The organism is Hahella sp. NS-SX17, from assembly GCF_057367735.1.
This window is the reverse complement of sequence record NZ_CM170632.1, coordinates 1989861-2004995: the sequence shown is the minus strand read 5'-3', so window position 1 is coordinate 2004995 and position 15135 is coordinate 1989861. Positions and strand designations below refer to the sequence as shown.

The window sequence follows — 15135 nt, the reverse complement described above, 5'->3', positions numbered from 1 at the left end:
TATCTTCAAATTATCCGTTTTCTTCAAGGCTGTTCATCGCGTGCGTCCTTGAACGACACGCCTTCCAGCCAAACGTTGACAAGGTCGGAGGCAGGTTGACAAGGGTATTCTGAACGGAAGGAAATTATGGAAACCACGCCGATGGATGACGACGTCATCAGCTTTGTGCAGGATGAGCCGGACTTGCCGGAACATGCCACGCACGAAGCTTGGAAAGTGCTCACTGTCGATGACGATTTCAATTACCAACGCTCTACTGAATTCGCGCTCTCAGGCCTGAAAATACTGGATCGTCCCCTCCAGCTGCTACGCGCATACAGCTACGCTGAAGCCTCCAAACTGCTTTCTGAACACGCCGATATCGCTATTGCGCTGGTGGATGTTGTCATGGAAACCGACGACGCCGGCCTGCGACTGGTGCGCGCGATTCGTGAGGTGCTCGGCAACGCGGAAATCCGCCTGGTGCTGCTGACCGGCCAGCCCGGGATGGCGCCGATGCTGGACGTGATGAAGGAGTACGACATCAATGATTACTGGACTAAATCTGAGCTGACCGACTCCCGCCTGCAAACCGTACTAACCGGTTGCGCGCGTTCCTACATCCAGATTAGGGAAATCGCGCGTGCGAAACGGGGCTTGCAGTTAATCGCCGAATCCAGCGACTCCGTTTACTCCGCCAGAAGCCTGCAGGAGTTCTCCGCACGCATGTTGGCGGAGCTGGCCAAACTTTTAGGGCTGCCTCCCGACGGGCTGGTATGCGCCAAAGCCTACACCACTTCCAAACCTGAAAACCGGGAGTGCTACATCATAGGCGCTGCAGGTATTTACTCGAACTGTGTGGGCAAAACCCTGATGGAGTTCGAGGCGCCTAATGTACGCGAGCACTTGCACCGCTGTCTGCAGGGGCGCAAATCCATTCATGAAAAAGACTACACCTGCCTTTTTTTCCTCGACCCCATCGGCGCCGCCGATTACGCCGCCTACATCGAAACGGGCCACCCACTTGACTCCACCGAGCAGGAGTTGATCCGCGTATTCAGCCTGAACATCGCCAATGGCCTGCAAAACGTCTCCCTGTTTAGCCGCCTGGAACGTCTGGCGTATGAGGACGACACGTTGCGTATCCCCAACCGCAATGCGCTGCTGCGAAGACTGAGCCAGATTCTGTCCCGCTCCGACAGAAACCTGTACCAGCTGATGCTGGTGGATATAGACGGCTTCGCCAGCATCAACTCGGTGCTGGGCGCACGCTATGGCGACTCGGTGCTGAAGTTAGTGTCGAGCCGGCTCAAGGAAGCCTTCAATGCAACCGTGCAAGTATCACGGGTCAAAGATGACCTGTTCGCCGTGTTGGGACGGGTCAGCGATGTCTCCTCAGATATGTTGGAAGGTCTGTTCAATGGTTTCTCCGCCAGTGAGAAAAGCTTGAAGCTGCTCAATATCAGCTCGGTGATCTACCCGCTGAATCATCCGGACAGTTCCCCGCCGGAAGTCATAACCCGCGCGGGCATCGCCTTGAAACAGGCGAAAAAGCGCGGCATACGTCAGCACAGCAGGTATGACCCGGAGACCGAAGCCGCCGCCGCGAGCCGCTTTCATCTTTTGCAGGCTTTACAGGACGCATTGACCCAACAAAGCATTTTTGCCGTTCTGCAGCCACAGGCGAACCTGGAAACCCAACAGGTCACTGGCGTCGAAGTGCTGGCGCGCTGGCGCATGGAGGACGGGACGAATATCCGACCAGATCAGTTCATTTCTCTGGCGGAGACTTCCGGTTTGATCCTGCCCCTCGGCCAACAGATTCTTACGCAGGGCTGCGCCGCCTGCCACAGACTGCAGGACGCCGGTTATCGCGATATGCGTATCGGCGTGAATTACTCCGTTATACAGTTCGAGCAGGACGACATGGTGGATACATTGATCCGCAGTGCGGAAGAAGTGGGCATCCGACCGCAGCAAATCGAAGTCGAAATTACAGAATCTACGGTCATGCACAACTTCTCGCTGGTGCGCGATAAGTTGGAGCGATTAAGGGAAATCGGGGTCGCTGTCGCCATTGACGACTTCGGCACCGGCTTTTCTTCCTTGTCCTACTTGAGCCGCCTTGCCGTAGACCGGCTGAAGATTGACAAGTCGTTCATCGACAAGGTCACCACAGACAATGGCGCCGCCGCAATCGCCAAGACAATTATCCAACTGGGAGAAAGCTTCAATCTCGACATAATTGCCGAGGGAGTGGAAACCAAAGAGCAGGCGCAGTGGCTGCTCGATAACGGCTGCAAGAATGTACAGGGCTATCTGTACGCCCGTCCGATGGCTGTGGACGATCTGCTGCAATGGCTGGCGCAACGACGCTGACGCAAAAATTATGGCTATCCAAGAACTGTCAATATTCGCCATACGCAAACGCCTGTTGAAGTTCATTGCGCCGTGGAGCGCCCTTCTGCTGGCGCTTTCGTTTTTCCTGTATGACTACTTGCTGGACCACAAACTGTCGCCTGCGCAAGAGGCCGCCTCCGCATCGCTCACCTCCGCTTATGAGACCATGGCCAGAAATTTCGGCGATCTGGCCACAGATATCCGCTTTCTGGCTCACAACAAAGCTCTTCGCAGCGCAGACCCCGACTCCAAGCAGGCTGTCGAGGAACTGATGCAGAACTTCGCCGAAGCGGCCGCAATTTACGACCAGATCCGCTGGATGAGTCCCAGTGGCGACGAGCTGGTGCGCATCGAACTGTTCGGTTCTCAAGCCATACGCATTCCTGGCGAACAACTCCAAAAGAAAGCGAGACGTTACTATTTCGAAGCTGGCATGAAGCTAAACGCCGAGCAGATTTATTTCTCCCCCCTTGATCTCAATATCGAGCATGGCGCCATTCAAATGCCGCGCAACCCCATGCTGCGGGCCGTCACCCCCGTCTTCAACGAGCAGGGTGAACATAACGGACTGGTGGTGCTGAATTACAAGGCCAACCTGATGCTGCAAGCCCTACGTAACCTGCACCTGCCGACGAATTTGCGTCTCCATTTGCTGAACGCCGACGGTTACTGGCTGCTCAGCGACACGCCGAAAGAAGAGTGGGGCTTTATGTTCAAACGCAGTGAGCTTCGTTTCGGCGTTCGCCACCCTGATGGATGGGAGCGCATTAATAAGTCGAACTATGGAAAGTTCACTGATGATCAAGGGCTGTGGCTGTTCACCACCTTCTCCCCCACCTCCAACCTGAGACAGAATGAGCAATACTGGAAACTGGTGGTGAATGTAGAAGCGTCTGCGATAATCGCATTACAACGGGAGGCGTTGGCGGCCACTCTGGGCGTAGTAACGGCGCTCTGGGTCATCCTGTTTTTCGTTTCCGTCCGTATCGCCAAAGCTGACGCCCTCCGCGATAGTCTGAACGCCCAATTGCACACACGCAGCAGCGAACTGGAGAATTCCAACACCTTGTTACAGGAATCGCTGAATAACCTGATGCGCACTCAAGACGAGCTGGTGCGAGCGGAAAAACTTTCTTCCCTGGGAATGATGGTGGCGGGCGTCGCCCATGAACTGAATACGCCCATCGGCGCTTCTCTGGTCACGCTGTCCTCCATGCAACGACAAATGGAAGAGTTGAGAGCCGCATTCACGCAGGGACTGCGACGCTCGGACATGAACGACTATTTCTCCAAATTCGAGCAAGGCGCAGGCATCATCCTCAGCAACCTCAACCGCTCCGCGCAACTGGTGCACAGCTTCAAACAACTCGCTACCGACCGGGCCGGATCGGAGCGGCGGCTATTCTCATTAAAAGTATTGATCGAGGACATGCTGCTGACCACTTGGCTGCGCATCCACAAAAACGCCCATCAGCTGGTCACGGATATCGACCCCGAACTGGAGCTGGATAGTTACCCCGGAGCCTTAAGCCAAGTACTGGAAAACCTGGTTAATAATGCAATGAAACACGCCTTTCAGGACATGCCGCAAGGGCGAGTATGGTTATCCGCCCAGCGCCGCACCGAGCTGCTTGCAGAAATAGAAGTTCGGGACAACGGCGCCGGCATCCCGCCTGAAATCCTGCCCAAAGTTTTCGACCCTTTCTTCACCACCAAACGCAACCAGGGCGGCACCGGTCTGGGACTGCACCTGACGCACCAACTGGTCACCCACGTACTGGGCGGAACCATTAACATTTCCAGCGCACCAGGACACGGCTGCGTAGTAAAAATAGAACTACCGCTACACGCCCCTGCTACAACGGAATCAGAGGAAGGAAAAGAAGAGGAAAAAGAACCCGGCTTTGGATCTCGTGATGCGTCTATAACTTATTAGAGCCAACGGAAAATATCTGCGACATGAACATATTAAGCCCAACTGGAGACAGATCCACTCCCTTGGGCGTTAACTCTTGGAATAGCGCTTGATGACGTCACAGAGTCCTTTGGCCAGCTCGGTAAAATCATGTTCTAAACCTGAACTTGTCACTATTTTCACAGCGCCCTCATTTTCATAAACCCGAATCAAAGTATTAATTTCTTCTTTTATCTCAACAGGAAGCGTACTTATTTTTTCAGGGCGCTTTTCAAGAATTATCAGCTCGGCAATATCCAGAGCGGCGCTGGTTTTGTCGCACCTGTACTCTTCAAAGTCTTGCACTATATCTTCAATTTTCACCTTACCCTCGCTCCCTGAAATACTTGTTTTTGAGCGTACTGCTATATTTCGCCAACTGCAGCAAAGCTTTCATAAATAATATGCTTCATAGATCGAAACCTTGGCGTCTACTTACGCTCTTTCGCCAGCGTTAAGCGCATCGTATGAGGCTAACCAGTTGTAACCACTTGCCTAACATAGTTTGAGAATAACCAACACACGCTCTCTAATGAAATGCTCCCATCAAGCATCACGTTTCATCAAAGCTCATGCACTAAAACAAGCATTATGATGGGCTGGCCTCTCAAGCATCAAAACTTAGGCGCTATTTCAGCGAAACGCTTCCAGTTATTCAGGGGGATTGCAGAGTTTCCAACCATTATTTCCCCATGATGAAAACCAAACTTTCCGCCGCACTCTATCAGACTAATCAACGGATCAAATATATCTGGGTAGGCTAAAGCTGTGTCTCGACCTTCATCGACGCCTTCGCTCCACTCCAGGTAGCATTCACATGAGCGCCGCACGTATGCATTTTTAATAAGGTCAGCATCTTCCGCTATCGCCATGAACTCCGCCATCGCATTAGCAGATTGATTGCCGCTTATCCCTAAAACTTTCACCGGCTTAAAAAATGGAGAGGCTAACTCTAGTCCAAGCTCATTCGACATCACCGCAACTCGTCGCAAGTACTCAGCTATCCATTGCGCATGACTTTCAGGATCGCCTGACGTCATCCAATTGATGCACTTTAGTCTATTCAGGCTATTGGACACGTTTCTGTATTTAATATTTGCCACTATCTTTACCAACTTAATGTATCTTCAAATCCTGGAAATGATCCCCAGTCTGGTTGAGGAGGAGCAAGATCATGAGCTCCAGGAGGAGTTGAGTTAAATCTACCCGCTCCACCTAAGGCACTAGCGTCCCATGCGGCTGGATTACGATATGGCGCCCCTTGAGACATTAATACTCGCTCTCCCAATTCATGATCTGAGAGTTGTCTAAACCATTCTTTTTGACCAGCGGTTAGCTCTTGTTTCTGAGCTAGCTCCCATGCATGAGCAATCTCATCGTCAGCAGCAAATCTTTTCAATTCCCATCTCACGTCATCTAGAGGAAGGTTGTGCTTTCCAAAGAACAAGTGTTTTTTCAATGCTGTCGTTTCTTGAATAGATAAGCCAGTGTTAGTCGATACTATGGGAACATCATCCATATACGCATTTCTAATCCGACTATAAGCAGCTTCTGCTGCCTCAAAGATATCATCAATCTCCCCTGCCCCAGTAAAGTGCGGCTGTTTGCTACTAGAGGTAGAGTTAGCGGCTAAGTTTGCTTTTCGTATCTCTGCGCTTAGTAAAGCGGGGTGTCCCATTACTGCAGTAATAGCCCCAGCATAGATCTCTTCCAACTCTCCCAGCCTGGGTGGAATTTCGGTGACAAACGAGCCGACGTCTTCCAATGCTACGCGTTCGCTTAATCCTTCCAGTGAGCTGACTTCGATGCTGCGTCTGGCGGCGATGGGGTCTGAACTGGCGTTGATCAGATTCTTACGGATGTCTCTGATCTTGTTATCGAATGCTCTTACATCGTCAATCGGGCTTCCCCGTTCAATGACGCGTAGCCCCTCCAGCATCAGTTCCGCTCGCTCCTTCGGTATAGCATAGTACTTCCCGAAAGGACCACCTCCGCCTGTTTCCAGTGAGTGGTAAAACTCATCCCCCAGCTTTTCTTCCATCGCCAGAATAGCGGAGGCGTCTCCTTCTTTTTTCGCCTCCCAGAATTCCCTGTAGACTTCCTCACGCTCATCCTCGGTCAGCCTGGTCGCCTCATCAGGTTCTGTTTGCCCAATATCAGGCGTTTCAGATTTTTTGGATGGCGGAGGGAGATAATTGCGGCGTTCTGCGGGGACACTTTCCCACCACAAATTACCATTCAATGAGGGAATGTCCTTCAGTAGTCCGTTTAACATTGGCGGCGGCGGAGGCTCTGGATTCGCCCGCGCTATCAGTCGCTCAGCCAAGACAGGATCTGAGTTTGTAGGAAAGACGCCTTCGTCTCCTTCACTTGCGATCGGGCTAAATGGTTTTTTCCCGTCTTTAAACACCAGAAGAATGTCGCCGCGCTCAACCAGCCTGACGAAATCTTCCTTCCATTTCCGAAAGTACGGCGTCCCTCTCCCGGGAAAAGCGCCAAAAGCAGAACGAAAGTGGGAACCTGAGAGGTTGCCGACAATTTCGCCGACCTTCATATCATTGTTCAAACAGCGCTCAGCGTAACTGGCGGCGAAGAATGGAGACTCAACAAAAGACAAGTCAACAATGGTTAAATCTGTCCAATGTTTGAACTCGTACTGACGAGTGGAATACATGCAAATACATCCCTGTTACTCCGCCTTTAATGCTCATGACAGGTATTACGGCGAAGGAAAAATAGAAACAAACCGTTACAATGCAAGTTTATTTTAATTTCCGTTACCGCTTGGATATATCATTCGGAGGGCATAGTACTCTTGACTGACAGCTTCGATATCTGAAGTGTTTGAGAGAATCTAGCGTGTAGCTGCTGCGGACTCCACTATGTTCACCCGGTGCGCTCTTCTCTCACCGCAAACCAGAGTTGTTCCAGGAGTTGATTGATATGCGCGGCAAGATGCAGTCGTTGTTCGATTTCCGTTGCGCTCAAGCTTGCGCAAACGGGCAAGGCGTATAAATCATCCGCTTCCAGGTCATGGTGTTGCAGGAGCGAGGCCATGTCCAGCCAGGGCCAGCCCAGGCCGGCGTATTCCCAGTCCAGCACGATCAGCTGTCCTTGATCCAGACACAGGTTGCCTGAGTGCAGATCATGGTGAGTCAGCGCCATGGTGTCGTTGGGAATAGCGGAAAACGCATCTTCAAGTTGCTGCAGACAGGCCTGATGCGCGGCCACAACGGCGCGCTCCTGAAGACGACGTCGATAGAGCGCCATCAGGGCCTGATAATCGAATGCAGGACCTTTCGTGACGCGCTGCAGATCTGCGACGAACGCCAGTAACTGCTCGACGGTCTGTTGCGAGGCGACGTCCTGAGCGCCGGCTTCGGTCAGGCTGGCGCCATGATGCGTCATCAACAGCCAACCTTCCCGCCACGCGTTACAGAGCACCCGCGGAGCCCAGTCAGCGCCCTGAATCCGTTGCAGCACGTCCGCCTCAAGACGCCGGTCAACACCAAAGGCGCGCAAAGAACTGGCGTTCAGACGAAGCACCAACACGCCTTCTGAGCCCTCTCCCCGAAACAAGACATTACTGTGGCCGGACGCTGGCATGAGCCGCCAGTCCACCTCGCTACCCAGAAATACGTTGGCGGCCTGCAGGCGCTCAGCCTGCGACCGCCGCTCTTCCGGGTTTGATGTCTGAACTTCGTCGCTCATGCGGTTCTCATTGTCAGATTGTCAGAAGATGATTAATGAGTGGTCCAGGCGCCCGCCGGAATTCGAGCGTATACACAGGTATTACGAAACCGCCCCTGATTATTCATACGTTCATTTCTCAACACGCCTTCAAGCTGAAACCCCGCACGCTCCGCCAGTTTGCGGCTGCGTATGTTACGCTCGTCCGTGGAAAGATACACCTGGCTGGCCGCCAGTTCCCGCAGTGCGTAATCAGCCAGCGCCTTCACCCCTTCGGTCATATAACCGGCTCCTTGCAGACGCGCGCAGCCCCAGTACCCTACTTCATAATGACGCAGACCAGAGTTGGACTTTCGAAGCCCGCAAACGCCAGCCAACTCGCCATCTTCCTTACGCAGCAGCAACAGGTTCACTTCTTCGTCCAGCAGGTAGCGAGCATAAGCCTGTCTGCACCAGCGAGCGGTCTCCTCCACACTCGGCGGCGGCGTCATCCAGTCCAGCCAGGGTTGCAACTGATCCAGCGACTCAATAATCGCCTGATTCAGCATCGGCCCGTCTTCCGGACTCACCACCCGCAGCGTCAAACGCTCGGTTTCCATCTTTGTAAACGCCATCCTGTTTTGACTCCTTGTTAAGGTCTGCTCGATTTACACAGTCGCCGACATGGTTTCGTCATTGCAAAATATCCGCGCCCGCGTAGATTGTCCCACCGCTTTTGGTTAGAATCCGGGCAGTCTCATCGGGGCGCCTGACTTCACTGCGTTTATTCGATGCGCGATTGCGCTCGAACACGCGCCAGTCAGGCTGAGAGTGTACCCGTAGAACCTGATCCAGTTAATGCTGGCGTAGGAAATGAGGCCGGCCAATCCCCTTCCGGATGAAGCCGCCGCTTCCGCGCCTCGCTGTTTAGAGGAGCCTTCATGCACAACCTGTTCACCCGCACTGTTTCACTTTCCCGCGCTGCGCGCTCGCTTATCGCCGCTTCAGCCGCCGTATTCGCCGCCAGCGCCAGCGCGGCGGAAGAATTAACGGTCTATACCTACGACTCCTTCGTCAGCGAATGGGGCCCCGGCCCGGCGCTGGAGAAGAGCTTCGAGGCTTCCTGCCAGTGCGATGTGAAGTTTGTCGCCCTGGAAGACGGGGTCAGCATTCTTAACCGGCTGCGCATCGAAGGCAAGAACGCCAAAGCGGATGTGGTGCTGGGCCTGGACACAGGGTTGATGGAGGAGACTCGCAATGAAGGACTGGTGCAGCCGCACGCCGTCGCCTTTGACGCCCTGACGCCGGAACTGAAGTGGAGCGACAAAGACTTCGTACCTTTCGACTACGGTTATTTCTCTTTCATCTACGACAGTCAAAAGATCAAACAACCGGCGCAATCCCTTCAGGAGTTAGTGGACTCCTCTGCTTCCGTCATCTATCAGGACCCGCGCACCAGCACGCCGGGTCAGGGCATGATGATGTGGATGAAAAGCGCGTACGGCGATCAGGCGGAAAACGCCTGGAAAAAGCTGGCGCAGCATACCGTCACCGTCACCAAAGGCTGGTGGGAAGCCTACAGCATGTTTCTGGAAGGCGACGCGGACTATGTGCTCAGCTACAGCACCTCTCCCGCCTACCACCAGGTTGCGGAAGACAAATCGCAATACAAAGCGGCGCTGTTCAACGAAGGCCATGTGATGCAAGTGGAAGTCGCCGCCATCGCGGCTAACAGCGAGAAGAAAGCGCTGGCCAACCGCTTTCTCGACTTCCTGATTTCACAGGAAGCGCAAGAAATCATTCCCGTCACGAATTGGATGCTGCCGGTTCGCAAAGGAGTCAAGCTACCTGACGCCTTCGATACGCTGATTCAACCCAAACCCATTGAATTAACGCCGGAGTACATCGCCGCGAATCGCAAACAGTGGATTAAGGAGTGGCGCAGCGCCGTTTCTCAATAAGCGCCGCCGCTCACATTGGTTTCTCCTTTTTTCACGCAGGCTGTATTTAGATGAAACAGGGCGCGTTCATGACAGGAAGGTGGGCCGGATGGCCCGCCCTGTGTTTTGTCGCCATCGCAACGGCCCTGGCCTTCGCCGGTCTGATTGGATTCAATCGCGGCGAGTTCGACTGGAGCTATTTCAGCGATCCCTATTTTCTCGCCATTCTGCGCTTCACGCTATTGCAGGCGACACTGAGCGCCGCGCTCTCGGTAGCGCTGGCCTGGCCGGCGGCGCTGGCGCTCAGTTATCTCAAAGACAGCCTGCATAAGCGCGTATTTCTGAGTCTGTGCGTACTCTGCTTCGTGATGCCGACGCTGATCGTGATCACCGGCATTATCAGTCTGCTGGGCCGCTCCGGCAGTCTCAGCCCTTTGCTGGGCGACGACTGGAGCCTGTATGGTCTGAGCGGCATTCTGATCGCGCATGTCTACCTTAATCTGCCCTTCGCAGTGCGCACCCTGTACCTGCGCTTGCAATCCATTCCCGACGCCAGTTGGCGGCTCGCGCGCCAACTCAAGTTCACCCGCATGCAGCGGTTTCGGCAGTTGGAGTGGGCGGCGACACACAGCGCCACCTGGTTGCTGCTGGGATTTATTTTCGTTATTTGTTTCAACAGCTTCGCCGTAGTGCTGGCGCTGGGCGGCGGGCCTAAAGCCACCACGCTGGAGGTTGCGATCTATCAGGCTCTGAAATACGACTTCAATATTTCCGAAGCTCTGGCCCTGGCCTGGGTGCAATTATTGATCGCCGGCTCTGCGTTTTTATTGGTTTCATTCTGCGGCAAGGTATCCTGGCTCAGCCCCGCATCGGCGCCTGCGCAGTTACGCCCGTCGGCAACACGCGCTGAGTCGCTGGTATACCGGACTGTTTACGCCGGTTGCTGGTTGTTTCTACTGGCGCCGTTGCTGGCGCTGACGCCACGCGTCGTCGCGGGCGGCGCCACGATGGATTTCTGGAGTTCCCTTAGCCGCCCCCTACTGGTGACGCTGGGGCTCGGCGCCATATCCACCCTGTTATCGATCAGTCTCGCCTACAGCGCCTTGCGTCCCTATCGTCGCGCGCGCCTGCAGGGTTCATCCGCCGCACTATGGCTGGACTGGCTCACCTCCCATTCGCTTGCGGTGCCCGCCATGGTGCTGTCCGTGGGTCTGTTTGTGCTGCTGTTGCCCCATCTGGATCTGGATCATTGGGGGATGTGGCTGGTGGCTTTGATCAATGGATTGATTACCGTTCCTTTCGCCGCTTCGCAACTGAAGCCGGCGCTATTGAACTTCGACAGCCAATACCATCGTCTCGCTCACTCCCTGAAACTCACTTCAGGGCAACGACGGCGCATTGAGTTGAGCTACATGGCGCCCGCCATTCGCACCGCCGCCGCATTCGTGGCGATGTTAGCCATGGGGGACGTAGCGATCTACTCGATTTTCGGCAGCCAGGACTTTGTCACCCTGCCCTGGCTGATTTACGGTTACGCCAGCACTTACCGCCTGACTGAAGCCTCGCTGGCCTCCATGGTGTTTCTGGGCGTCTGCGGCCTGCTGATTTTTTATCTGGAGAAACAATCCCCCCGTCATGCTTGAAATTCGCGCACTTCAAATTAAACGGGGCGCCCGCACCCTGCACTACGATCTGCAAATCGCTTCAGGGGAAGTGATCGCCTTACAAGGCGTCAGCGGCGTGGGAAAATCCACCCTGCTGGAGGCCATCGCCGGTTTCGTCGCGCCCGAGGCCGGTCACTTGTCCTGGGACGGCGTCGACCTGACCCACTCGCCGCCGGAGCAACGGCCGGTCGCCATGCTGTTTCAGGATTACAATCTGTTCGAACATCTCACCGTCATGGCGAATTTAAAGCTGGGTGTGGACACGGCAATGCATCCTGATTTACCTATGCAGGCCCAGGCTTTAGGAATCGCCGACCAGCTGGACAAACTACCTGGTCGCCTCTCAGGCGGCCAACGTCAACGGGCCGCACTACTGCGCACCATGCTGCGACCAGAGCCGCTGATTCTACTGGACGAACCCTTTTCTGAGCTGGATGCGGACACCCGCCGCCTCGCCACAGAGTGGACACACACGATGGCGGAGCGCTTCGGCAAAACGCTGTTGATGGTCACCCACCAAAGTGAAGACGTCAGTCGTCTAGCGCACCGAGCGATTCATCTCGACGACACGGAGTCAGGCGCAGTTTAGGCAATCACAGCCGGTCCGCCGTCTTGCTCAACACGTCGGCATAAACGCCGCGCAACGCGCTCCAGGCGTACTCCCGCATATCGCAGGGGCGTGTGGATGGAGCCTCCAGCAACAAATCAACAGCTTCCTCAATATCCTGATAGCGGCGCCTCTGCGGAAACAGTTCAGGATAACTCAGGCGATCTGGTGTTACCGGCGCGCACCCAAGCGCCGCCGCTTCCATCATCGCCAGTCCCTGAAACTCATGCTGCGCCGTGGACAGCGCCGCATGGGCGCGACTCAGCCAGCGCCAGTAGGCTTCGCGACTTTCCGCATAATCATCGAACAGCAGATGCACAGCGAATTCCTCCTGCAGTTGGCTCCAGGCGGGAGGCGCCTGTCTAAAGCGACGTCCGAGCAAGACGAGCTGAAAGTCATGGGTCCTCGCCCGCAGCCGTCGCAAAATCATGAGCAAGTCATCTACGCCTTTGTCGTATTCCACCCGATGATTCCAGGCGATGGTCAACGGCTGATCGCCGTTCTCCTCGCGTGGAAAGCGCAATAGTTCGTCTTCCAATGGAACGGGAATCACTTGGCTTTTATCGCGAATGCGACGACACAACTCTGCGTCCACCGCATCCGGCAAGCGGGCGATCAGACTCTCCAGGCCAGCGAGAAAAGATTCCAGGTTGAACGTCGTGTTGAAAAGCACACGGTCGGCGGCCAGTGCCGCGTAGATATTCACCATGGCCGGATCGATGCTGTCATGCTGTTCGTCGGAACAGGGATAGGCCAGCTGATTTTCATGAAAGTAAACCAGCAACGGCGTCGTCGCCAGATTCGGATATAGACCTCGCAGAGTGGCGACGTCCGCCATGGATGTCGCCACAATCAGATCATATGACCGCTTCAACGCCTCATCTTCATACAGGCTCCAACTGATCGGCGCCCCGCGAATACGCCAGCGAAAAAACCGTGGCGGCAGAGTAAGCGGCGTCCATTCATGCTCAGGCAATGCGGCGGCCAGCCCCAGTCGCCAGCGCTTGTGGCTGTCTATGTCGTAGGCGGATAGCATCAATATTTTCATTATGGCTCCATTTTCCTAACGCTGGCGACGGCGCTGCGCTTCAGCGCCTGAGTGCGGACTGTATAACTTTCCCCTGGTCTCGTCATTCCACAAACTTTTACGGGCGTTCTCCGAATTTTACGATAGACTTTTATTGAGCGGCGCTCTCAAAATCGACGCCAGCGGAGCCAATCCATCCCGTCGCCTGCGAAACGCCGCAACATATAAGCAAGCAAATTCCCCTGGCCTGAATTTCAACAGACCTTCGTGATACTCACAGACGTGAGCAGGTTGACGCAATGCCTCTGTTGACGTTAAGAGACCTAGCCATAGGCTCTCTCAAACCATTCTCCAATCATCTCTATGAGGGTGACTGCGTCGCTCTGAGCGGACCCTCCGGCTGTGGTAAAAGCCTGCTGTTGCGCGCCATCGCGGATTTGGACCCGCATTCAGGCGCCTGCTATTTACAAGGAGATCCCTGTGAACAAATACCTGCGCCCGAATGGCGACGCATGGTCATGCTTACGCCCAGCGAAAGTCGCTGGTGGCGCCCTACTGTCGGGGACCATATGCCAGCCGCCATGCCGTTATCCTGGTATGAAAAGGCCGGCTTCAATCCGGATGTAGCGGGCTGGGAAGCTGGCCGTCTCTCCAGCGGCGAACGCCAGCGCCTTGGTTTGATCCGCACCCTGTCCCGCGGGCCTGCCGTTGTGCTTCTCGATGAGCCCACCGCCAATCTGGACAACCGCAACCGTGAACGTGTCGAACGCATGCTGACAGCCTATCTGGCCGAGCCGGGCCGGGCGATCTGCCTGGTCAGTCACGACCAGGAACAATGCCTGCGACTGGCCAATCGCTTCTGGAACATCATCGACGACAAAGTAAGAGAGCTGAGCGAGCTCACTCCCACTTTTCAGGTTTGAATATGATCTTTTGAGCTGAACAATGAGCATTATCCACTTAACGATCTGGGATCTTGGTTTCTGCGCTTTGCTGGTATGCAGCCTGGCCTGGATCAACTGGCGACAGGCGCCCGACCTCAGTTCAGTCCTTTTGATCGGGGTCGCGCGTCTGACCATACAACTGAGCCTGATCGGTATGGCCCTGAAATTTCTCTTCGCCCAGGCCTCCCTGCCGTGGGTCCTGATGGTCAGCTTTTTCATGGCCGCCATGGCGGGGCGCGAAGTCGGCGCGAGGCAAGAGGTTCGTTTCACTGAAGGCTGGACATTCCGCATCGGTCTGATCGCTATGACAGCGAGTTCGTACTCTATGATCCTGATCGTTCTGCTGGCGCTGATCCAACCCGATCCCTGGTATCAGCCGCAATACGCCATTCCTCTGCTGGGCATGATTCTGGGCAATACGCTGAACGGCGTTTCCCTATGTCTGGATCGCTTGACCGCCAGCGCCAGGAACCAGAAAGATCTTATCGAAGGCCGCCTCATGCTCGGTGAACCGGCTGAAGAAGCCATTCAAGATCAACGCCGTCAGGCCATGCATGCGGGAATGACGCCCGCCATCAACGGCATGGCCACCGCTGGGGTCGTCAGTCTGCCCGGCATGATGACAGGCCAGATTCTCGCGGGCAGCCCGCCAGAAACCGCCGTCGCCTATCAAATCATGATATTTCTGATGATCGTCGCCGCTACCGGCTTCGGAACCTGGTTTGCAAACAGACTCGCCATCTGGCGCCTCTTTGACGAGCGCCATCGTTTACGCCTAGACAGGCTGGCGTTGAAATAAAGGGCCCCCGCTGTCATCAGAACGTCATCCGTCAACGCCAAGATCGGCCGGAGTTCTTTACGCTCCCGTTTCGGGCTATATTAGATGTATGACCAGATTAGATGTATGACCAGTCGTCAGACGCCCGACTCGGGCCAGACTCCAACCTAGCG

13 protein-coding genes and 1 riboswitch are annotated in these 15135 nt (G+C 55.0%); of the genes, 7 read left to right on the top strand and 6 right to left on the bottom strand.

The annotated features are described in order from the left end of the window. Nucleotides 1-126 precede the first annotated feature (126 nt). Together AC2IBB_RS09095 and AC2IBB_RS09090 are read left to right on the top strand one after the other, a co-directional pair. Complete coding sequence (locus AC2IBB_RS09095) at nucleotides 127-2358, top strand: putative bifunctional diguanylate cyclase/phosphodiesterase (RefSeq protein WP_486332561.1); 2232 nt, start codon at nucleotides 127-129, stop codon at nucleotides 2356-2358. 10 nt (nucleotides 2359-2368) lie between these two features. Beyond that, on the top strand, nucleotides 2369-4315 hold the full coding sequence (locus AC2IBB_RS09090; protein WP_486332560.1) for a sensor histidine kinase: 1947 nt from the start codon (nucleotides 2369-2371) through the stop codon (nucleotides 4313-4315). A 69-nt stretch (nucleotides 4316-4384) separates the two neighbouring features. Here AC2IBB_RS09090 and AC2IBB_RS09085 read toward each other — a convergent pair whose 3' ends face one another. The 5 genes from AC2IBB_RS09085 to AC2IBB_RS09065 all read right to left on the bottom strand — a co-directional run bounded on the left by AC2IBB_RS09085 (nucleotide 4385) and on the right by AC2IBB_RS09065 (nucleotide 8637). Further along, a complete protein-coding gene (locus tag AC2IBB_RS09085; RefSeq protein WP_486332559.1) occupies nucleotides 4385-4657 on the bottom strand; it encodes a hypothetical protein in 273 nt (90 codons plus the stop codon). 290 nt (nucleotides 4658-4947) lie between these two features. Then, on the bottom strand, nucleotides 4948-5373 hold the full coding sequence (locus AC2IBB_RS09080; RefSeq protein WP_486332558.1) for a hypothetical protein: 426 nt from the start codon (nucleotides 5371-5373) through the stop codon (nucleotides 4948-4950). A 68-nt stretch (nucleotides 5374-5441) separates the two neighbouring features. Continuing rightward, nucleotides 5442-7007: a hypothetical protein gene (locus AC2IBB_RS09075; RefSeq protein ID WP_486332557.1), complete on the bottom strand. Its 1566-nt coding sequence runs from the start codon at nucleotides 7005-7007 to the stop codon at nucleotides 5442-5444. 212 nt (nucleotides 7008-7219) lie between these two features. Next, complete coding sequence (locus AC2IBB_RS09070; protein ID WP_486332556.1) at nucleotides 7220-8044, bottom strand: phosphotransferase; 825 nt, start codon at nucleotides 8042-8044, stop codon at nucleotides 7220-7222. A 32-nt stretch (nucleotides 8045-8076) separates the two neighbouring features. Then, the gene (locus AC2IBB_RS09065; protein ID WP_486332555.1) at nucleotides 8077-8637 is read right to left on the bottom strand and encodes a GNAT family N-acetyltransferase; all 561 of its coding nucleotides are present in this window, start codon (nucleotides 8635-8637) and stop codon (nucleotides 8077-8079) included. A gap of 116 nt (nucleotides 8638-8753) precedes the next feature. Continuing rightward, a riboswitch (TPP riboswitch) is annotated at nucleotides 8754-8892 on the top strand. A gap of 51 nt (nucleotides 8893-8943) precedes the next feature. Here AC2IBB_RS09065 and thiB point away from each other — a divergent pair. From thiB to AC2IBB_RS09050, 3 genes are all read left to right on the top strand, one after another. After that, nucleotides 8944-9963 (top strand): thiamine ABC transporter substrate binding subunit, encoded by a 1020-nt coding sequence (gene thiB, locus AC2IBB_RS09060; RefSeq protein ID WP_486332554.1) that lies wholly within the window; start codon nucleotides 8944-8946, stop codon nucleotides 9961-9963. Between the two features lie 68 nt (nucleotides 9964-10031). Then, nucleotides 10032-11585, top strand: a complete 1554-nt coding sequence (locus AC2IBB_RS09055; protein WP_486332553.1) for an ABC transporter permease subunit — start codon at nucleotides 10032-10034, stop codon at nucleotides 11583-11585. Next, the gene (locus tag AC2IBB_RS09050) at nucleotides 11578-12195 is read left to right on the top strand and encodes an ATP-binding cassette domain-containing protein (RefSeq protein ID WP_486332552.1); all 618 of its coding nucleotides are present in this window, start codon (nucleotides 11578-11580) and stop codon (nucleotides 12193-12195) included. Before AC2IBB_RS09055 ends, AC2IBB_RS09050 begins: the two co-directional genes overlap by 8 nt. A gap of 4 nt (nucleotides 12196-12199) precedes the next feature. Here the strand turns inward: AC2IBB_RS09050 and AC2IBB_RS09045 are convergent, their stop codons facing one another. Continuing rightward, nucleotides 12200-13261, bottom strand: a complete 1062-nt coding sequence (locus tag AC2IBB_RS09045) for a tRNA-queuosine alpha-mannosyltransferase domain-containing protein (protein ID WP_486332551.1) — start codon at nucleotides 13259-13261, stop codon at nucleotides 12200-12202. Between the two features lie 278 nt (nucleotides 13262-13539). Between AC2IBB_RS09045 and AC2IBB_RS09040 the strand changes: the two genes are divergently transcribed. After that, nucleotides 13540-14163, top strand: coding sequence for an ABC transporter ATP-binding protein (locus AC2IBB_RS09040; protein WP_486332550.1), 624 nt, complete (start codon nucleotides 13540-13542; stop codon nucleotides 14161-14163). Nucleotides 14164-14185: 22 nt separating this feature from the next. Continuing rightward, nucleotides 14186-14983 carry an ABC transporter permease gene (locus AC2IBB_RS09035; protein WP_486332549.1) on the top strand — a complete coding sequence of 266 codons (798 nt, stop codon included), beginning with the start codon at nucleotides 14186-14188 and terminating at the stop codon, nucleotides 14981-14983. The last annotated feature ends 152 nt before the right edge of the window (nucleotides 14984-15135 follow it).

Coding starts and splice junctions, on each gene's coding strand:
- AC2IBB_RS09095 (WP_486332561.1), top strand. CDS start 127: ATGGAAACCACGCCGATGGATGACGACGTCATCAGCTTTGTGCAGGAT.
- AC2IBB_RS09090 (WP_486332560.1), top strand. CDS start 2,369: ATGGCTATCCAAGAACTGTCAATATTCGCCATACGCAAACGCCTGTTG.
- AC2IBB_RS09080 (WP_486332558.1), bottom strand. CDS start 5,373: ATGACGTCAGGCGATCCTGAAAGTCATGCGCAATGGATAGCTGAGTAC.
- AC2IBB_RS09075 (WP_486332557.1), bottom strand. CDS start 7,007: ATGTATTCCACTCGTCAGTACGAGTTCAAACATTGGACAGATTTAACC.
- AC2IBB_RS09070 (WP_486332556.1), bottom strand. CDS start 8,044: ATGAGCGACGAAGTTCAGACATCAAACCCGGAAGAGCGGCGGTCGCAG.
- AC2IBB_RS09065 (WP_486332555.1), bottom strand. CDS start 8,637: ATGGCGTTTACAAAGATGGAAACCGAGCGTTTGACGCTGCGGGTGGTG.
- thiB (WP_486332554.1), top strand. CDS start 8,944: ATGCACAACCTGTTCACCCGCACTGTTTCACTTTCCCGCGCTGCGCGC.
- AC2IBB_RS09055 (WP_486332553.1), top strand. CDS start 10,032: ATGACAGGAAGGTGGGCCGGATGGCCCGCCCTGTGTTTTGTCGCCATC.
- AC2IBB_RS09050 (WP_486332552.1), top strand. CDS start 11,578: ATGCTTGAAATTCGCGCACTTCAAATTAAACGGGGCGCCCGCACCCTG.
- AC2IBB_RS09045 (WP_486332551.1), bottom strand. CDS start 13,261: ATGAAAATATTGATGCTATCCGCCTACGACATAGACAGCCACAAGCGC.
- AC2IBB_RS09040 (WP_486332550.1), top strand. CDS start 13,540: ATGCCTCTGTTGACGTTAAGAGACCTAGCCATAGGCTCTCTCAAACCA.
- AC2IBB_RS09035 (WP_486332549.1), top strand. CDS start 14,186: ATGAGCATTATCCACTTAACGATCTGGGATCTTGGTTTCTGCGCTTTG.